This window comes from Lactococcus lactis (assembly GCF_029023865.1).
Lineage (GTDB): Bacteria > Bacillota > Bacilli > Lactobacillales > Streptococcaceae > Lactococcus > Lactococcus lactis.
This window is the reverse complement of record NZ_CP118969.1, coordinates 1,319,843-1,336,544: the sequence shown is the minus strand read 5'-3', so window position 1 is coordinate 1,336,544 and position 16,702 is coordinate 1,319,843. Positions and strand designations below refer to the sequence as shown.

Below are 16,702 nucleotides of genomic sequence, written 5' to 3'. Positions count from 1 at the left end.
GTGACTAATAAAGAAATCCTTGAAGAAATGCTAAAGTGGTTTTCGAAGAGAAAAAAGTATGTAGATACAAGAACAAGGATTAACGAACAGGATATTGAATCTTTGGAGCTTCTGGAACTATTTTCTTACCTTGAAACGCGATTCAATGTACAGTTTAATTTAAAAGAATTAAATAAAAAATCATACGAGTCATTAGAAAACTTGTCAATTGGGCTTTCAAAAAATTTTAATAACATTGCTTGGACGGATTGGTATGCGGTAGTAGTAAATATAGAACTACCAATCTTTAGAAGATGGCTTGAATTTCAATTTGATAGATTGGTTCTATTTAAAATAGTGGACGGAAAAGTACTAGTTGGTATCCAGCAGGGCAAGAATAGTAAAGATTCTTTAAGAAAAATAAAGGAGGTAGTAGAAAAAATTGAACCATATAAATAATGACATAGGAGCCTTGTATCTTCGGGGGAAGAGTGCAGAGAAAATAGATAAAATTCAGACTGATTTAAAAAATAGGTTTTCAACTCTTGACTTCGAATATCTGTGGCTTCCTTCTTTATCTAGTAAACAGTACTTCCATCCGCAGAATATCGAATCTTCTCATAGAAACGGTTATTTGGTTCATGCTGCATGTCTATCATTTTTTGATCAGGAGCAAAGCTTTAGCGATGGGAGATTTTTCGGAATTAACAGGGTGCACCGCCTTGAACCTCTAAGAACTCCTTATTCAGAAACACGACTTGAGTGTTTCAATGTTTTTGAGATTATACTTACTGGAGACGATAAATTTCTTAGTAAAGAGTATGATTTTGTAAAGGAGGCTGTAAAAGGATTTATTGAGGACTATTTAAAAATAAAATGCGAATGGAGAATTGCTGACGACAGTTTTATTGATTCAGACCAAAAGAAAGAAGAATTAATATTTAACAAAGAGGGAAAGAAGTTTTCCATTGCTTCTGGAAATGTACATGGTGACTTTTTCACAAAAAGAAAAGATATTTTTTCATGTTGTTTTGGAATTGGTATCGAAAGATTATTTTTGGCAGGAGAAATTCTGGAGAAAGAAAGACATGGACGGAAGAAATAAAGCACTAAAATTGGGAGAGGGGAATCCGTATTTATGGGAAAAGATGGGAATAACTTCTCTTGATAAAGAGTGGAGTAGTAGTTTAGATGACCTATCAGAGCTGATAGTGGGAGGATATAATTTAAATCAAAATCAAAATAAAATAAGATGTGTTGTTGGAGGCGTCTGTATATATAAATCACAGGGAAAGATTGAAAAACTTCCTTTGTCTTTTCTTCTCGAGACATTAAATGTGTTCATTTTTTCTTCAAAATTTGGTGTAACAGGAAAAATTCTACTTCCAATTGCAGAAGAATGTCATAATTATCCATTTTTAAATGTAGAGTTTAAGAATATTGGTATTCAACTAGCTAGCTTGATTTCTGAGCTGTCTAATCTCTTAAATATAAAAGTTGAGACATCGTTATCAAAAAAGATAAGATATGGATTCTTACCTATTGAAAAACTGTACGGACTCTTTAATCCATTTACACTAGATCCATTAAAGAGTGCTTACCCCTTGGGAGAAATAAATGAAGAAGATTTATTGAAAGGATATGAAAGCTATGCATTACGATATAGATATCTTGATAATTCTGAAATTGATAATAGCTACTTAATCATAGATGGACTTCATTTGTCTAAATCAGTAATAATAGGAATGGAGGAGAGAGGGCAGTATCTTGTAACTTCCCCGTTCCCCTCGTTATTTGGTTATGAACACTGTTTATTGGTTGATAGTCCTAGTAATGTCCCAATTCTTGATTTGACTACAGAAACAATATTGAGGTTAGAGTATTTTAATAAAATCTTGAAAGAAAAATTGATGATAGATTTAAATGATTTGATTACGTACGTTCAGAATTTTATAAAAAATCAGCTTGTTGAAAGAAAGGATAAGATGAGTGAAGAAGATGAGATTAGCTAAGAGGTGGGAGGGAACAGCAGATGGAATGTTATCAGAGCTTTCAAGCAAATCAGACGACTCAAATGGACTAATAGATCTCGCTATTGGTGAACCAGATTTAGGTACAAATCATGAAATAGTTAAATTTGCATTTTCCGATGCTTTAAAGGGGAATACTGGGTACACAAAACCTGACGGAGATGATGATTTCATTTCATCCGTTAAGCAGTATTATAGGAAAGTATATCAGTTGGATTTTGCTACTGAGCAGATACGAGCTACGGTGGGGGCTATGCACGGAATGTATTTGGCAATGAGAGCTGTTCTTGATTTTGGAGATGAAGTTATAATAATTGAGCCCTATTATTCTCCGTATGTGCAACAGGTTTTAGCCTGTGATGGAATTCCTGTTTTTTTTAATGGGTTTTACCAAAAAAACTCAAAAAATTTTTTGGAAGAAATGGAGCGAACAATTACTGATAAAACTAAAGTGATAATTCTAAATTCACCGAATAATCCGTCTGGAGAGGTATATAGTGTGGAGATAATGAAAGGATTGGCAAGATTGGCAGAGAATCATGGAATATATATTTTTTCCGATGAAGTATATAATCTTCTCTGTTTTTTGCCCAAATATACTTCAATTGCCAAATATGCTCCAAACAATACAGTCATTTTTGGGAGCTTTTCAAAAGCATTTGCCATGACTGGTTGGAGAATTGGGTACATGATTGGGCCGGTATTTATAAATGATGCTGCTAGAAAAATTAGTGATTTTTTAACATATACTGCCCCAACAATTTCGCAAAAAGCTGGAATTTATGCACTTGAAAATCTAGAAATAGCGGACAAATATAAAAAATGTTTGGAAAATAGGCTGAACTATATTTTCTTTAGAGTATCAAAAAACAAATATCTTTCGATGAAAAGATGCCAAGGAGGAATGTTTGCCTTTATCAATATAGAAAATACTGGAATGAGTTCAATTGAATTTTCTAAGAGGTTACTGAAAGAATATAAAATTTTAGTTGCCCCAGGGAATCTATTTAGTAAATCTTTTGGCGAAAAATATATCAGAATATCTGCTACTAAAGATATGGAAGTCTTAAAGGAAACGTTTGACAGAATTGATAATTGCTGTTTATCGTTTGAATACCATTAAAAGACGGAGTTCTGTACAAGTAGATCATGCGGTCGCGCGGCTATGATGAAGAGAGAGGAAGCATTTTGAAAAATAACTTAAAAGTAAAAAAATTATCGGGAGGTACATTAAGCAGTTGTTTCCATATTTCTTTACCACTTTATGGTGGCATAGTTATAAAATTGAACAATTCTCAGGTGTTACGGGATGAATCTATGTTTTTGAATTACTATGAAAAGGTAGAGTGGTATCCTAAACTACTGGCAATTTCTTCTGATGATTCCTTTATCATATATAAATACATTGAGGGGAGAACAAAAAATAATCTCAATAAAGAATATCTTTTGAAGTTTTTAGTGAATAATATTGTAAATAAATATCAAGTCGTTGAAAAAAAGATTTGGGGCAGAGCCAATTTTCCTGTAGGAAGTTGGGAAAGCTTTCTACACGAAAGAGGAAAAGAGGCAAAAATGTTTATCAATGGTAACCCAGATATAAATTTTGAAATTGATATTGATAATATCATAGAAAAAATTGCTTTAAGCAATATTAAATCTGAAAAACCTTATTTGCTTCACGGTGACTTAGGAATTTATAACGTTATTTTTTACGAGGATAAAATCAACGGGATAATTGATCCCATGCCAATCTATGGTGTACCAATTTATGATTTAATATTTGCGTATCTTTCCACACCAGAAGAGATAAAGGATTTATACATTTTAGATATAATTGACTTACTTAATTATAAAAAAGTATTTTCGTGTGAGTATAAAATTCACGAAATTTTGTTCGGGATAATTGTCAGGATTGGAAGATGTCTAAAACATCATTCTAACGATGTACAAGCGTATATTTCTGCATTTTATTTTTGGCAAGATAAATTAAAAAAATAATGGTGGAAGAAGTTAGTGATTAGTATAGCTTTAAAATTTATGAAAAAAATAATTGATTTATTTGGATGTGAAAATAAATTTGTAAACACATTTAAAATTTTGGGTAGAAGAAAATATAAGTTAGAAAAGTACGATTATATTTTTATGGATAGACTTGGGGCAAATGCAAGCAGAAATAGTAAAGATTATTTTGATGCCGTGATGAGTGAGATAGGTCTTAACTTAAATCATACAATGTTTAGCTATAATCAGTGGGGGAAACCATATATTTGTGGTCAGAGATTGAACTTTTCTATTAGTCATAGTCAAAAAATAATTTGTTTGGCAATCACAACAAGTAGTAGTATCGGTATTGATTGTGAGAGTATGATTGAAAGAGAAAAATTCTTAGAATTTGCTCGACGTTTTTTCACTAGAAATGAATATCAATTAATTCATAAATCAAAGAAACCTCTTGAAAAATTTTATTACATTTGGTGTTCTAAGGAAGCTCTATTAAAATATTATGGTGTTGGATTAATGTTTCCTTTAAATTCTTTCGATGTTACTAGAGAGAAAAAAATTGAGTCTGACCAGTTTGAAGTAGATTGTCCAATTTTTAGATATATAGGAACTCATTTAAAATGTAAAGTTGTATCCTTTAGTCAGAAACCTCTTCAAGTTGTAAAAGGGAAGTTGAATAAAAGTATGTAGATTTGCTGCTTTGGTGTTCAAAAAGCATTTAATCTATAAAATACATAAATTATTATTACAAGCTAATTCATTCTATACTATCTTAGAAATACGTACATTAGGAATAAAGATAAGGATATAGAGTATCCACAGTAAGTAAAAAGACGATTTAATATGTTTACCTATTGAATACTGCTGCGGATACTCCATTTTTAATAATATTGATTGGAAGAAATATGTTAATTCAGTTGACTAAGATTACAAAAAATTATGATGGGCTACCCATTTTTGATGGGCTTGATTTTGCTGTAAATGAAGGTGATAAAATGGGCCTTATTGGAAACAATGGCACTGGAAAGACTAGCCTTTTTAAAATTATGATTGGTCAGATATCACCAGAATTGGGGAGTATCAATAAAAAGAAAAAATTAAAAATCGGGTATGTTCAGCAAGAACTATCGATAGGAGAGCAATCACCTTTTCAGTATATTCTTGAAAGTTTTGAGGAAATTGGTTATTTAAAAAAACAGTTGCAAGAATTAGAAGAACAGCTTTCTAATGAATCCTCTCCTTCTGACGAAATGTTAAATCATTATGGAAATGTCCAAGAGAAGTTTGAATCGCTTGGGGGGTTCTCTATTGAAGATAGAATTGTGAATATACTTAAAAGTTTTGGATTAGAAGAGCAAATGTACCTTCCGATGTCTTTTATCAGTGGTGGCGAAAGGGTACGGGTAGAGTTAGCAAGAATTCTTTTGTCTGATGCAGAACTGTTACTTTTAGATGAACCAACGAATCATTTAGATATGACAGGAATTATTTGGCTTGAAAACTACCTTAAAACAACTCATAAAGCTTTCATAGTGATTTCTCATGACCGAGAATTTTTAAATAATACTGTCAAGAAAGTTGTTCAGCTTGAAGATGGGAAAGCTAACAGCTATAAGGGAAATTATTCGGAATATGTTAAGCAAAAAAAGGAAGAGATTGAAAGACTAAAAAAAAGCTATGAACTTCAGCAAAGAGAAATTCTGCGTCTAAAAAAACTTATTAGGCAATTTCGGCAATGGGCAAACGAGGGAGATAATCAAGATTTTTATAAAAAAGCAAAGGAAATTGAACATCGGTTAGAGAGAATGATTCTTATTAAGGAACCTCCTCGCAATGAAAACAGGTTAAGAGTTGAAGTAAAGAGTACAGAAAAAGCTGGAAAAGAGCAAATCGTCGTAGAAGGGCTAGTAAAGACTATAGGGAATCGGATCCTTTTCGAGAATGCAAATTTTACAGTTTTAAGAAATGATAGGATAGCTATATTAGGTGATAATGGTTCTGGGAAAACTTGTCTATTGAAAATTCTAATGGGACAGATTAAAGCAGATAGCGGTACTTTTAAGATTGCAAGTAGTGCTAAAATTGGTTATGTGCCACAGATTATAACCTTTTCAGACGTAAATCTTAGATTGATTGATGTTGCAAAAACACTGATTGGGAATGAACAAGAAGCACGTAGAGAATTAGCAAAATTTGCTTTTTATGCAAGTGATGTAACTAAGCGAATTAAAGATTTATCTGGTGGGGAAAAGGTTCGTCTTTACTTGATGACGATATTTCAGAAGAAAATTAATCTTTTAATTTTAGATGAACCAACAAATCATTTAGATATTTTAGCCAGAGAAGAAATTGAACAGGTTCTTTCAAAATACCAGGGGACACTAATCGCTGTTTCTCATGATCGTTATTTTTTGAAAAAAATTTTTAATCAAAGCTTGATTTTTCAAAATGGAACTATTGATAGATATGATAGCCTCCCTATAGATTTGGTCTAGGAATTAGATTTTCTACTGCCATTACATAGAAAATAGGAAAATGAATTTTTTAGAGAAGAAGGATTTTATTATGACAAACAAAACTAATTTTATCTATAATGAAGATGCAAGAGAAATGGAGGAACTGAAACAATCCATCGTGGATTTAGTTATCACATCTCCACCTTATTTTAACTTAGTTGATTATAAAAGCAGTAAACAAATTGGATTTGCAGAAACATATCAAAGATATTTGCAAAGTTTGAATCAGGTTTGGAAGAGGTGTATAGACTCTTTGAAAGATGACGGAACAATTTGTATCAATGTTTGTAGTACTGTTGAGATTACTAGGAAAAATCAAAATTGTTATTATGATATAAAGCATGATATAGAGAAATATTTTGTTAATCATGGATTTTATATTGAAGGGACAATTATATGGGATATAATTAATTCTAAGTATATTGAAAACCAAGTGTACAAATTTAACGATATATACTCTAATGAAAATACGCTTATTTTGAATAACTATGAGTATGTAATGATATTTAAGAAAAGAAAAGGCTTCATAAAGCATAGTAAAGTTTTTTCTGAGACGAGATTATTGGATTATATTTGGCACATCCCGTGGGATTACTCAACTAGACCACCTGCTTTTCCCAAAGAGTTAGTAAACAAATTGATTGAAATTTATTCCATTGGTAAAGATGTGATTTTAGATCCATTTATGGGGCAAGCTACTACAGCTATCTGTTCCTTTGAAAACAATAGAAATTTCATTACATATGAAACAAATCGGAAAACCTATGTACAGGGGAAAAAACTATTACAGAAGATAGGAGCTTTAGATAATTATAAGGAGGATTGTTGATGAAGATAGCTGTCATAGGTGCTGGATATGTAGGGCTGACGGTAGGAGTGCTTTTATCGCAATTTAATGAAGTGACTTTAGTAGATATAGACAATAAAAAAATTGACATGATTAACAGAAAAATTTCTCCAATTCTCGACGTAGAGGTGTCGATATTTTTAAAATGTAAAAAGTTAAATTTGAAAGCAACTACAAATAAAGAGGAAGCTATCCGATTTTCAGAATATGTTGTCATAGCGACACCGACATGCTACGATGTAGAAAAGAAAAAATTTGATACATCATCAGTAGATGAAATCGTGGAATATGTACAACAAAGCAAGCCTGAAGCAGTTATTATTATTAAATCAACTGTTCCTGTCGGTTATACTAGTTTATTGTGTGAGAAATTCGATACTGATAAGATACTATTTTCTCCTGAGTTTTTAAGGGAGGGAAAAGGATTAATTGATAATCTTTATCCAACTAGAGTGGTCGTTGGAGGAACATCACTATATGCTGAAAAATTTGCGAAACTCATGTGCAATGGGGCCATTAGGGAAGATATTCCAGTGTTCCTTACAAACCAAAATGAGGCTGAGTCAATAAAGCTTTTCGCTAATGCATATTTAGCGTTAAGGGTTGCTTTCTTCAATGAACTTGACACATTTACAGAAATTAAGGAAATGGATACTAAAAAAATAATTGAAGGAATTTGTTCAGATCCCCGTATTGGTAAGAACTATAATAATCCTTCTTTTGGATATGGAGGGTACTGTTTGCCAAAAGATACAAAGCAATTACTTGCTGACTATGATTATATACCAGAAAATATTATTCAATCTATCGTTTCTTCTAATACAACTCGAAAGCACCATATTGTAAGTATGATTATGAAAAAACGCCCCAAAGTGGTTGGTGTTTATCGATTAGTCATGAAGAAAAGCTCCGATAATTTCCGCGAATCATCCATTCAGGATGTTATGTTTGAGCTAGCTTCATTGGGAGTTAGGGTCATTATTTTTGAACCAATATTGAAAGAGAAAACATTCCAAGATATACAAGTTTATAGTGACTTTGATCAATTTAAAGACAAGGCGGACGTTATTATTGCTAACAGATTTTCTAGACAACTACTAAGTGTCCAAGAAAAAGTTTATACTCGTGACGTATATGGGGAGGATTAGAATTCAGGAGGAAGTAGTCGGATTATTTATGAAATATAATGATAAGCACCAATTAAAAGCTAAGGTATCCAGCCTTAGCTTTTAATTGTGTGATTTTGGAAGGAGAAAATCAGAGGATTTCTTACTATATCTGGCTCATTATTGGGGATGATTGCTAGGTAATTAGCAAAAATAATGGAGAAAATATTGCTTTAGAAAATTTGGAGGAAAAATGATAAATATTAATTATCGATTTCTTGGATAATATCTCTTGATTTTAGAAATATTCAGTATTATAATATTGATAAATTCAATAATTGGGAGGAGCGTTATGAACATCGGTAAAAAATTGAAAGCCCTGCGGGAAGAAAAGCATTTGACGCAGCAAGAAGTCGCGAAAAGGCTTGGAATGACACAAGGAACCTATGCAATTTGGGAACAAAAAGAGACTAACCCGACATTAGAAATACTCAAAAAAATCACTAAAATCTATGATGTCTCCCTACAAAATCTCCTAGGGGAGAAGCAAGAGGCACAAGATGTTATTGATTTAGTCGATAATTATAAAAATCTATATCAAGAACAAAAAGAGACACTTGGCGACTTAGCAAAAGTCATGGTCGAACGAAACACCAGTCGCTTAGAGGTTCATGATTCATCAGTGGTCTATGAGATTAAGACTTATCATCGCAAAGAGCTCTACGAAGTTGAAGTCCAAGATGAGGAACTTTCTGCAGGATTTGGGACAGGTGTCAAAGACAACTATGAAACTTATACTATCTACACCGATACGCCAGTCAGACGCTATGATAGTGCTGCACGAATCAAAGGTGAATCCATGGAACCTGATATTCCGAATGGTTCAGTCGTGACTTTTGTCAATAACGGCTTTGATGTGAATGGAGACATTTACGTCATCTCCGAGGGAGGCTATGGCGAGGAAACGCTCTACTGTAAACAAGTTTTTCTGGAGAAAGACGTTTTCCGCTGCCATTCGCTTAATTCTGATCCACAGTATAAGGACTTTTTTTTAGAGGAAGACGCGCGTATTTTAGGGGCGGTTGTGGATTGTGTGCGAGAGATTGACCCCGACTTGATTGAGGATTAAGAGGTGTATATCATGGGCTATTTTGATTATTCGTTAGAGCCACGCCGTGCCATACTCTTTGAAGATGTCAAGTCTAACTACGCGTCAATTGAGTGCCGAGAAAGAGGCTTAGACCCGTTGACAACTTTCCTTTGCGTGATGAGCCGCAGCGACAACTCGATGGGGCTGATTCTGGCCTCTAGCCCAACTTTCAAAAAAGTTTTTGGCAAGTCAAACGTCGGAAGAAGTCATGAATTGCCCTTTTACCCGCAAACCCGTAAATTTAATTATAGCCGCTGGAATAAAACACATCGTGATTTTTATGGGAATGTAGAGCCGCCGAGTGAGGAATACGTCAAATTTATCGAGGATTGGGCGCGTGACACCTATATTGTTCCACCTCGTATGGGGCTCTATATTCAGTCTAATATCCAAGTCTTGAAAATCTTGGCGACCTTTACCTCAAGGGCAGAAATCCACCCTTATTCCATTGATGAGTCCTTTTTGGATGTGACCGAATCACTGGATTATTATTTTCCTGATGAGACAGATTACTACAAGAAAATGGATTTAATGGCACAGAAAATTCAACGGACACTCTATTATCAAACAGGACTTTATGTGACGATTGGCATGGGCGATAATCCGCTTTTAGCCAAATTGGCGACGGATAACTACGCCAAACATAGCCAGAATATGCGAGCCTTGATTCGTTATGAAGATGTGGAAGAAAAAGTCTGGACGATAGAAGAAATGACGGATTTTTGGGGGATTAGTAAGCGGACTAAGCGAAACTTTGAAAAAATCGGCATTTACTCCATTCGGGAATTAGCCAATGCGGACCCAGACATGATTAAACGAGAGATGAAGACGATTGGCTTGCAACAATTCTTCCACGCCAATGGCATTGATGAGACGAGTATTCATGACCACTATCAAAAGGCTTCTACCAGTTTTGGCAATTCACCAATCTTACCGCGAGATTATACCAGACAGGGAGAAGTCGAAATCGTCTTAAAAGAGATGTGTGAGCAGGTGGCGGTGCGGCTGAGAAAAGAAAAAAAGGAAGCTACCTCTATTAGTTTCTTTGTTGGTTTTTCTGCAAAAGAACCGCGCAAAACGGTTCACGCTGCACGAGGGATTGAGCCGACGAACTCAACTGTAGAAATTCAGAGAATCGTGCTTCAACTGTTCAGGGAACGTTTTGAGGGCGGAGCGGTACGTCAAGTAGGGATTTCTGCCAATGGCCTGATTGATACACCTTTTCGGCTGATTTCCCTCTTTGATGAAGCCGAGGATGATAAGGTAATGGCGCGCCAGCACCAAGAGGAAAAAATTCAAGAAGCGATGGATAGGATTCGTAAAAAAGCAAGGCTTTACAGCCATACAAAAGGCCTCAATTTTGAAAAGAGGGTCGCGGGCGATTGAACGTAGTAAGCTGATTGGGGTACATTCGGCTGGTGGATTGGAGGGACTGAATTGAGTATTATTGAAGGAACAAAACGTGTGGATCGTTCTTATAGCCCATTTGAAGCAATCCGCAACTATCAAGACCTACGTGTCATGAAGTGGAACCCATTCGCAACGGCCGAACTTGCGGCAGCACACAGAGAATACTATTAATCAACGCAAATAGAGCAACCTGAGACTACCTTGGAACCAGATGAAATTAGTTTTCGGCTATTATTTGCTTTAAGCTCTGGGAAAGTGATTCGGGTTTTTCTTAAAGACGGTTTTGGCTCAAAACAGGTTAAAGGTCGTATTTATGGGCTAGGAGAGAACCATCAAATCATTATAAAAACCTTAGACGGACACTATCAAGATCTATCTGGGAATCATATTTTGAATATTATCCTAGAGGAAGATTCAGAAATTCAATGAAAGGAAGAAATCTCAAATGGAAAATCCAGAAAGTGAAAGGAGAGGCGAGACAACTGTCCTTTCAAAACGTCGGACGATTAAGCAGATTACTGACCCGTTGGAAAAGCAGAAAGCTCTACAAGCCACCATGCAACGCTTAAATGATAAATATGGAGATGATTTAATCATGAACGAGTCAGCCAAGAAAGAAATGCGCGTCCAAGCTCTCCCGTCTGGTATTTTGTCCCTCGATCTTGCCATGGGAATTGGCGGTTATCCGCGTGGGCGCTTGATTGAAGTGTTTGGGGCAGAATCCAGTGGCAAGACAACGGTTGCCTTACACGCCGTTGCCCAAGCACAAAAATTGGGTGGCATTGCGGCTTATATTGATGTCGAAAACTCACTAGACCCTGACTATGCAGAGAGTATTGGAGTGAATCTTGATGATTTGATTTTCTCACAGCCTGATTCAGGCGAAAAGGCATTTGACGCTTTAGAAGAACTGGTCAAGACAGGGGCATTAGATCTTATCGTGATTGATTCAGTCGCCGCATTGACCCCACAAGCTGAGATTGATGGGGTTAATCTACAGGCAGAACTGGCTAAGATGATGTCGGAGCGCTTAAAGCGGATTGTGTCATTGGTCAATAAGAGCAAAACAGTAGTACTATTTATCAATCAAGTACGGTCAAATTTGTCAGGTTTTCTTGGTACGGGGGAAACGACACCAGGCGGCAAAGCCCTAAAATTCTATACTTCTATCCGGATTGAAGTAAAAACTTCTGAGAAAATCAAACAGGGAGAGCTGGCGATTGGGAAGAAAACCACCCTAACGACGGTTAAAAATAAGGTGGCTTCGCCATTTAAAAAAGCAGTGGTAGAAAATATTTGGGGTGAGGGATTTGCGCCTACGGTCGATATTGTCACTTGTGCGGCAAAGGCTGATGTTGTCCAACAATCTGGAAAATGGTATAGCTTTAAGGGGTAGAAAATCGGAAATGGAATTTTTGAAGTGAAGGACTACCTCAAAACTCACAGTCAGGTGCTTTATATGATTGAGGAGAATACACGGCAAAAGTTAGGGCTAACAAAATAGAGATAAGTTAATTCCAAGGAGAGAGTCATGGAAAAAGATATTTCGTTCACGAAGTACATCAAAAAGCATTTCTTGTCAGCGTTATTTAACGTAGTGAATGCTCATCTGGAAAAGACCAGTCACGATTCATTACAAGATTTAGAGGTTCGCACGGTTTACATAGAGGACGTGCCTTTAATGCGGCTAAACTTTGATGTCGTGGTTGTCGCAAAGCTTGTGATGGGAGAAAATCTTTTTGACTTTTGGTTGCGGATTTCTTGTACAGGAGATTTAGAAAAGCGGTTAGAAGATTTTCAGGTCTTGTCCGTTTCTGCTTATCAAGGAAAACCTTCTTATCAAAAGCCATTATCTGATACTTTACTTCCTTACCTTCATCGCAAGCAGCTTGACGAAGTGGCAAGTGGAATTATCAAACAGTATTATCCCGAAGCGTTGCTCACGAACCAAGTGCTAGATGCCATGAAATTTGCTCAGAACTTGGGGCTGGACATTAAAATGCGAAAGCTCAGTAAAGCGGGGACAATCTTTGGGGAGACCATTTTTACAGATACAAAGGTAGAAATTTACGATAAAATTTCTGATAGTATGGTGGAAGAAGAGATTAAAGGTGGCACCATTCTGATTGACCCCAGCCATTATCTCACGCGAAATTATGGGGCAGTCAATAATACGATTGTCCATGAATGTGTCCATTGGTTGTTACACCGCAAGGCTTTTACCCTTGCTCGGCTTTTTCAACCCAAAATGCGCTTTCTAAGAAGTTCTTTCAGTAATAAAACGACCCTAGACTGGATTGAGTGGCAAGCCAATACGTTGACCCCAAGACTTCAAATGCCACTTGTCCCTTTCAAGGATAAAGTGATAGAACTACAAGGAGTTTATCACTACCTCAGTGGCGAGCAATCAAATTTGATTGGCGAAATGATTTATGTCATTGATAGCTTGGCTAACTTTTATCACGTCTCAAAAATGGCCGCTAAAATTAGATTGCTTGATGCAGGTTTTGAGGAGGCACGCGGTATTTACAAATATGTGGACGGTCATTATGTCCAACCTTATGTTTTCAAGCGCGGTGTACTTTCTCAAACACAGACTTTTGCGATTTCTTTAGAGGGAGCAATTCGTCAAAGTGCAACAAACAAGGAACTTCAGGAGAAACTAGAAACAGGAAACTACCTGTACGTGGATTCCCATTTTTGTTTGAATGACCCGAAGTATCTCCAAACGAATAAGTTTGGAAAGTTGGAACTGACAGAGTATGCCCGACACCACATGGAAGAATGTTGCTTGATTTTTGAATTGGTTTCCCAAGATAAGAAAACGAACACTTGTTTTGACGAAGTGCTTTATCGGGACGCCAATCAAGAAATTCGCTTTGAAGCTCACTTCATCAATAAGAAAAACGTGGACGAAAAGTATCTCATTCGGAATCGCGTGATTGAGCTTCAAAAACTGGCCATGTCTCTGCCTGGGAGTTTTTCAGGAACCGTAGAGGCTCTAATAAAATGGTCGGAACTCACACTTGCTAAAGTGGAGGAACAGTCCCTGATTAGTGAGCGGACACTTTATCGTATGCGAACCGATGAAAATTATAACGTCTCGCTTGAATTGATACTTCAGTTGTGTATTGGCTTGCACTTGCCACCAGAAATTAGTGACATTCTTATTTCACGGTCAAGTAAGCGCTTAGGGAATATGGAATTGCATTTTCTTTATCGTTTTCTACTCAACTGTTGCTATACCAGTACAATTTTTGAGTGTAATGATATTTTGGAAGCACAGGGATTTAGTCGGTTAGGAAAAGAAAATTAAAAAATTTTGATTTCATCCGCCACCAGATGGCGGATTTGAAACCTATAATAACAAGACTTACAGAGCATTTCTCTTTTGAGAAGTGCTTTTTTTCGCGTGGTTGAGCGAAAGCTATTCGCCATGGGATGTCCTGTTCATTTGTTTTTAGAACGCTAAAATAAAATGTAGAGAAGGGATAAAACTTTCTCTCATGGTGAATATCAAATCTGTAAGGCAAGGCTTACGAGCGGGAGAGAGCCAAGAATTGCGCCCGCTATAAAAAAGCACCGTTATTATATTTTGTACAAACGTTCCGACGGAGAAAATCAAAGTAATTTTGGTTGCGGGTTCGATTCTCGCCGTTTGTATTCTTCGAAGAAAATTAAAATAGGAAAAGAGAATATTATGAACTACTACGAACAACAATTAGAGCGTTTCCGTCGGAATTTCAATTTTAGCTTTAAGATTTATGAGGGGCGGCCTTTGGAGCAAAAGACGCTTTGCCTGCAAATGAAAGAAAAAGTGGAGCATTTTCGCATTCCAAAGAACTTCGCCATGCTCTATCGTGAGCATCAGCAACTGGTCAATTATATTCAAGATGCTTATTTTGGAGTCCAAATTCAAGAGAAAGCTGGCAAATATGGTAAGCCGAACGCTAAAATGCAACACGAATGGCTGAACAAAGCGTTACGGAATTAAAAGAAGATTCTTCAAATTGCTCAGAAAGGATAAAAATAGATGAAAATAAATTATGTCCCAGTTGCTGATAGCATTGCTGAGTGGGGAAATAAAGAAGCGGTTTTAAAGCGTTATGAAGGTTTGAACATTTATACCCTAAATCGCTGGCTTGCTGAGATGCGAAATAATAAGCAATTTAGAAGAGGCGTTATTAATCCAACTCATAAATTAGTTTGGATAAATTTTGAAATCTTTGAAGAATTTCTATATTGGAAGCAGCACGGCTATGCACGAATTAAAGACAAATAAGGCTAAAAATGGTAGAATAAAAGAGCTAATTGGATTCTATTTTACCTTTTTTCATGTTTTGATTGAAAGGATAAAATATGTATTTTGAACAAAGAAAACATAAGAATGGAGAAATTTATTTTAAGGCGATAGAACGTTATATTGATCCATTAACAGAAAAGTATAAGCGAGCATCGGTCATTTTCACTTCAGATACATCGCGAGGACGAGCGAAGGCAGTCCGTGAGCTGGATGAAAAGATTGATAGATTAATCAAAGAACGCCAAGAGCAGTTTCAAGGTCAGGCTATGAAGACGTTTAGTGATTTAAAAACCTCATGGTTCGAGACTTGGCAAACAACGGTAAAAGCTCAGACTGTTAATCGGGAAATTCTTGTCATTAGCAGGCTCTCAGGATTGATTTCAGACGATATTCTCTTATCAAAGATTACTCCTTTGCTGATTCAAAATTACCTGAGACAGTACAAAGAGAAGTATCATTCAACCCACTCTACTATGCAGCATATTAAATGTACGTTGAATAAAATATTTGACTATGGTGTATTACACAATGCTATTCCATTTTCGCCATCACGGGTGGTGAAATTAAATGCGACTGTTGATGAGAAAAGAGCTAAGAAAAAACGTTTGGAAGAAAAATTCATGAACGAACAAGAGGTTGGTGCACTTTTGTCAGAACTTCGAGGACGTCGGAATCAGAATTATTATGATTTAGCGCTTTTCTTGATCGGGACGGGTTGCCGAATTGGTGAAGCTTCTGCTTTGACGGCTGCAGATATTGATTTTAAAAATCGGTTGGTTACGATTGATAAGTCTTTACAAGCACATGATTTGAGAGTTAAAGATTTTTATCTAGACACAACGAAAACGGAAGCTGGTGATCGTATTGAGAAATTACCAGAGTTTGTGATTGAAGCGATTAAACGTGTTATTCAAAGAAATAATAAATTTGAAGCTCATTGCAAAGAGTCACCACATAATGCGTTTAAAAAGTTTGATTTTCTGTTTCGGACCGAATATGGTGCGCCAATTACGTCACATAGCTATAGAGAAATACTGGGACGTGTCAATAAAGCGTTGAGAGAAAATTGTAAAGAAAAATATGGCTTTGAATGGACAAAAAATGCGGTTCCGCATAGTTTTCGACATATTCATATTTCTGTCTTGCGAGATGATCCGAGTATTCCGCTCAAAGAAGTACAGGAACGTGTCGGACATATACAAGAAGAAACGACAAATGGCTACACACATTTACTTTCACACAATCAAGAAAAATCAGTAGTCGCCATCAGTAGATTTGTAGAAAAATTGGGTGTTAAAAAGCAAAATAAGGCATCATGAAATCTTGCCCCCATTTTGCCCCCAATGGGAAAAAACAAAAA

At 35.9% G+C, this 16,702-nt stretch carries 17 protein-coding genes and 1 pseudogene; all 18 read left to right on the top strand.

What is annotated here, in order from left to right:
* Positions 1-438 carry a hypothetical protein gene (locus PYW37_RS06710; protein WP_025016773.1) on the top strand — a complete coding sequence of 146 codons (438 nt, stop codon included), beginning with the start codon at positions 1-3 and terminating at the stop codon, positions 436-438.
* Positions 422-1,084, top strand: a complete 663-nt coding sequence (locus PYW37_RS06705) for a hypothetical protein (RefSeq protein ID WP_025016772.1) — start codon at positions 422-424, stop codon at positions 1,082-1,084. The genes PYW37_RS06710 and PYW37_RS06705 overlap by 17 nt, the downstream gene beginning before the upstream one ends.
* Positions 1,068-1,991, top strand: coding sequence for a hypothetical protein (locus PYW37_RS06700; RefSeq protein ID WP_025016771.1), 924 nt, complete (start codon positions 1,068-1,070; stop codon positions 1,989-1,991). Before PYW37_RS06705 ends, PYW37_RS06700 begins: the two co-directional genes overlap by 17 nt.
* Positions 1,978-3,132, top strand: a complete 1,155-nt coding sequence (locus tag PYW37_RS06695) for an aminotransferase class I/II-fold pyridoxal phosphate-dependent enzyme (RefSeq protein ID WP_052484074.1) — start codon at positions 1,978-1,980, stop codon at positions 3,130-3,132. The genes PYW37_RS06700 and PYW37_RS06695 overlap by 14 nt, the downstream gene beginning before the upstream one ends.
* 65 nt (positions 3,133-3,197) lie before the next feature.
* Positions 3,198-4,007 (top strand): fructosamine kinase family protein, encoded by an 810-nt coding sequence (locus tag PYW37_RS06690; RefSeq protein ID WP_025016770.1) that lies wholly within the window; start codon positions 3,198-3,200, stop codon positions 4,005-4,007.
* Positions 4,008-4,022: 15 nt separating this feature from the next.
* The gene (locus PYW37_RS06685) at positions 4,023-4,700 is read left to right on the top strand and encodes a 4'-phosphopantetheinyl transferase family protein (RefSeq protein ID WP_025016769.1); all 678 of its coding nucleotides are present in this window, start codon (positions 4,023-4,025) and stop codon (positions 4,698-4,700) included.
* A 215-nt stretch (positions 4,701-4,915) separates the two neighbouring features.
* Entirely contained in the window at positions 4,916-6,505 is a 1,590-nt protein-coding gene (abc-f, locus tag PYW37_RS06680; protein ID WP_025016768.1) for a ribosomal protection-like ABC-F family protein, read from the top strand.
* 70 nt (positions 6,506-6,575) lie between these two features.
* A complete protein-coding gene (locus PYW37_RS06675; RefSeq protein WP_032943383.1) occupies positions 6,576-7,355 on the top strand; it encodes a DNA-methyltransferase in 780 nt (259 codons plus the stop codon).
* Positions 7,355-8,521 (top strand): nucleotide sugar dehydrogenase, encoded by a 1,167-nt coding sequence (locus tag PYW37_RS06670; protein ID WP_044009673.1) that lies wholly within the window; start codon positions 7,355-7,357, stop codon positions 8,519-8,521. Before PYW37_RS06675 ends, PYW37_RS06670 begins: the two co-directional genes overlap by 1 nt.
* A gap of 310 nt (positions 8,522-8,831) precedes the next feature.
* Positions 8,832-9,608 carry a helix-turn-helix domain-containing protein gene (locus tag PYW37_RS06665; RefSeq protein WP_025016766.1) on the top strand — a complete coding sequence of 259 codons (777 nt, stop codon included), beginning with the start codon at positions 8,832-8,834 and terminating at the stop codon, positions 9,606-9,608.
* A gap of 12 nt (positions 9,609-9,620) precedes the next feature.
* Positions 9,621-11,070, top strand: a pseudogene (locus PYW37_RS06660) (Y-family DNA polymerase).
* The gene (locus PYW37_RS06655) at positions 11,067-11,210 is read left to right on the top strand and encodes a hypothetical protein (RefSeq protein ID WP_155384501.1); all 144 of its coding nucleotides are present in this window, start codon (positions 11,067-11,069) and stop codon (positions 11,208-11,210) included. The pseudogene PYW37_RS06660 and the gene PYW37_RS06655 overlap by 4 nt, the downstream one beginning before the upstream one ends.
* Before the next feature lie 30 nt (positions 11,211-11,240).
* Positions 11,241-11,468 carry a hypothetical protein gene (locus PYW37_RS06650; RefSeq protein WP_025016765.1) on the top strand — a complete coding sequence of 76 codons (228 nt, stop codon included), beginning with the start codon at positions 11,241-11,243 and terminating at the stop codon, positions 11,466-11,468.
* Between the two features lie 16 nt (positions 11,469-11,484).
* Positions 11,485-12,435 (top strand): recombinase RecA, encoded by a 951-nt coding sequence (recA, locus tag PYW37_RS06645; protein WP_096824290.1) that lies wholly within the window; start codon positions 11,485-11,487, stop codon positions 12,433-12,435.
* Between the two features lie 135 nt (positions 12,436-12,570).
* Positions 12,571-14,355 carry a helix-turn-helix domain-containing protein gene (locus PYW37_RS06640; RefSeq protein WP_025016764.1) on the top strand — a complete coding sequence of 595 codons (1,785 nt, stop codon included), beginning with the start codon at positions 12,571-12,573 and terminating at the stop codon, positions 14,353-14,355.
* A gap of 384 nt (positions 14,356-14,739) precedes the next feature.
* A complete protein-coding gene (locus tag PYW37_RS06635) occupies positions 14,740-15,033 on the top strand; it encodes a hypothetical protein (RefSeq protein ID WP_025016763.1) in 294 nt (97 codons plus the stop codon).
* A gap of 39 nt (positions 15,034-15,072) precedes the next feature.
* Entirely contained in the window at positions 15,073-15,321 is a 249-nt protein-coding gene (locus tag PYW37_RS06630; protein ID WP_025016762.1) for a hypothetical protein, read from the top strand.
* Between the two features lie 77 nt (positions 15,322-15,398).
* Positions 15,399-16,661, top strand: a complete 1,263-nt coding sequence (locus tag PYW37_RS06625; protein WP_025016761.1) for a tyrosine-type recombinase/integrase — start codon at positions 15,399-15,401, stop codon at positions 16,659-16,661.
* Positions 16,662-16,702 lie beyond the last annotated feature (41 nt).

What these genes read in the sequence shown, in the direction of transcription:
- PYW37_RS06700 (WP_025016771.1), top strand. Translation starts at nt 1,068, where the DNA reads ATGGACGGAAGAAATAAAGCACTAAAATTGGGAGAGGGGAATCCGTAT.
- PYW37_RS06695 (WP_052484074.1), top strand. Translation starts at nt 1,978, where the DNA reads ATGAGATTAGCTAAGAGGTGGGAGGGAACAGCAGATGGAATGTTATCA.
- abc-f (WP_025016768.1), top strand. Translation starts at nt 4,916, where the DNA reads ATGTTAATTCAGTTGACTAAGATTACAAAAAATTATGATGGGCTACCC.
- PYW37_RS06675 (WP_032943383.1), top strand. Translation starts at nt 6,576, where the DNA reads ATGACAAACAAAACTAATTTTATCTATAATGAAGATGCAAGAGAAATG.
- PYW37_RS06670 (WP_044009673.1), top strand. Translation starts at nt 7,355, where the DNA reads ATGAAGATAGCTGTCATAGGTGCTGGATATGTAGGGCTGACGGTAGGA.
- PYW37_RS06665 (WP_025016766.1), top strand. Translation starts at nt 8,832, where the DNA reads ATGAACATCGGTAAAAAATTGAAAGCCCTGCGGGAAGAAAAGCATTTG.
- recA (WP_096824290.1), top strand. Translation starts at nt 11,485, where the DNA reads ATGGAAAATCCAGAAAGTGAAAGGAGAGGCGAGACAACTGTCCTTTCA.
- PYW37_RS06640 (WP_025016764.1), top strand. Translation starts at nt 12,571, where the DNA reads ATGGAAAAAGATATTTCGTTCACGAAGTACATCAAAAAGCATTTCTTG.
- PYW37_RS06635 (WP_025016763.1), top strand. Translation starts at nt 14,740, where the DNA reads ATGAACTACTACGAACAACAATTAGAGCGTTTCCGTCGGAATTTCAAT.
- PYW37_RS06630 (WP_025016762.1), top strand. Translation starts at nt 15,073, where the DNA reads ATGAAAATAAATTATGTCCCAGTTGCTGATAGCATTGCTGAGTGGGGA.
- PYW37_RS06625 (WP_025016761.1), top strand. Translation starts at nt 15,399, where the DNA reads ATGTATTTTGAACAAAGAAAACATAAGAATGGAGAAATTTATTTTAAG.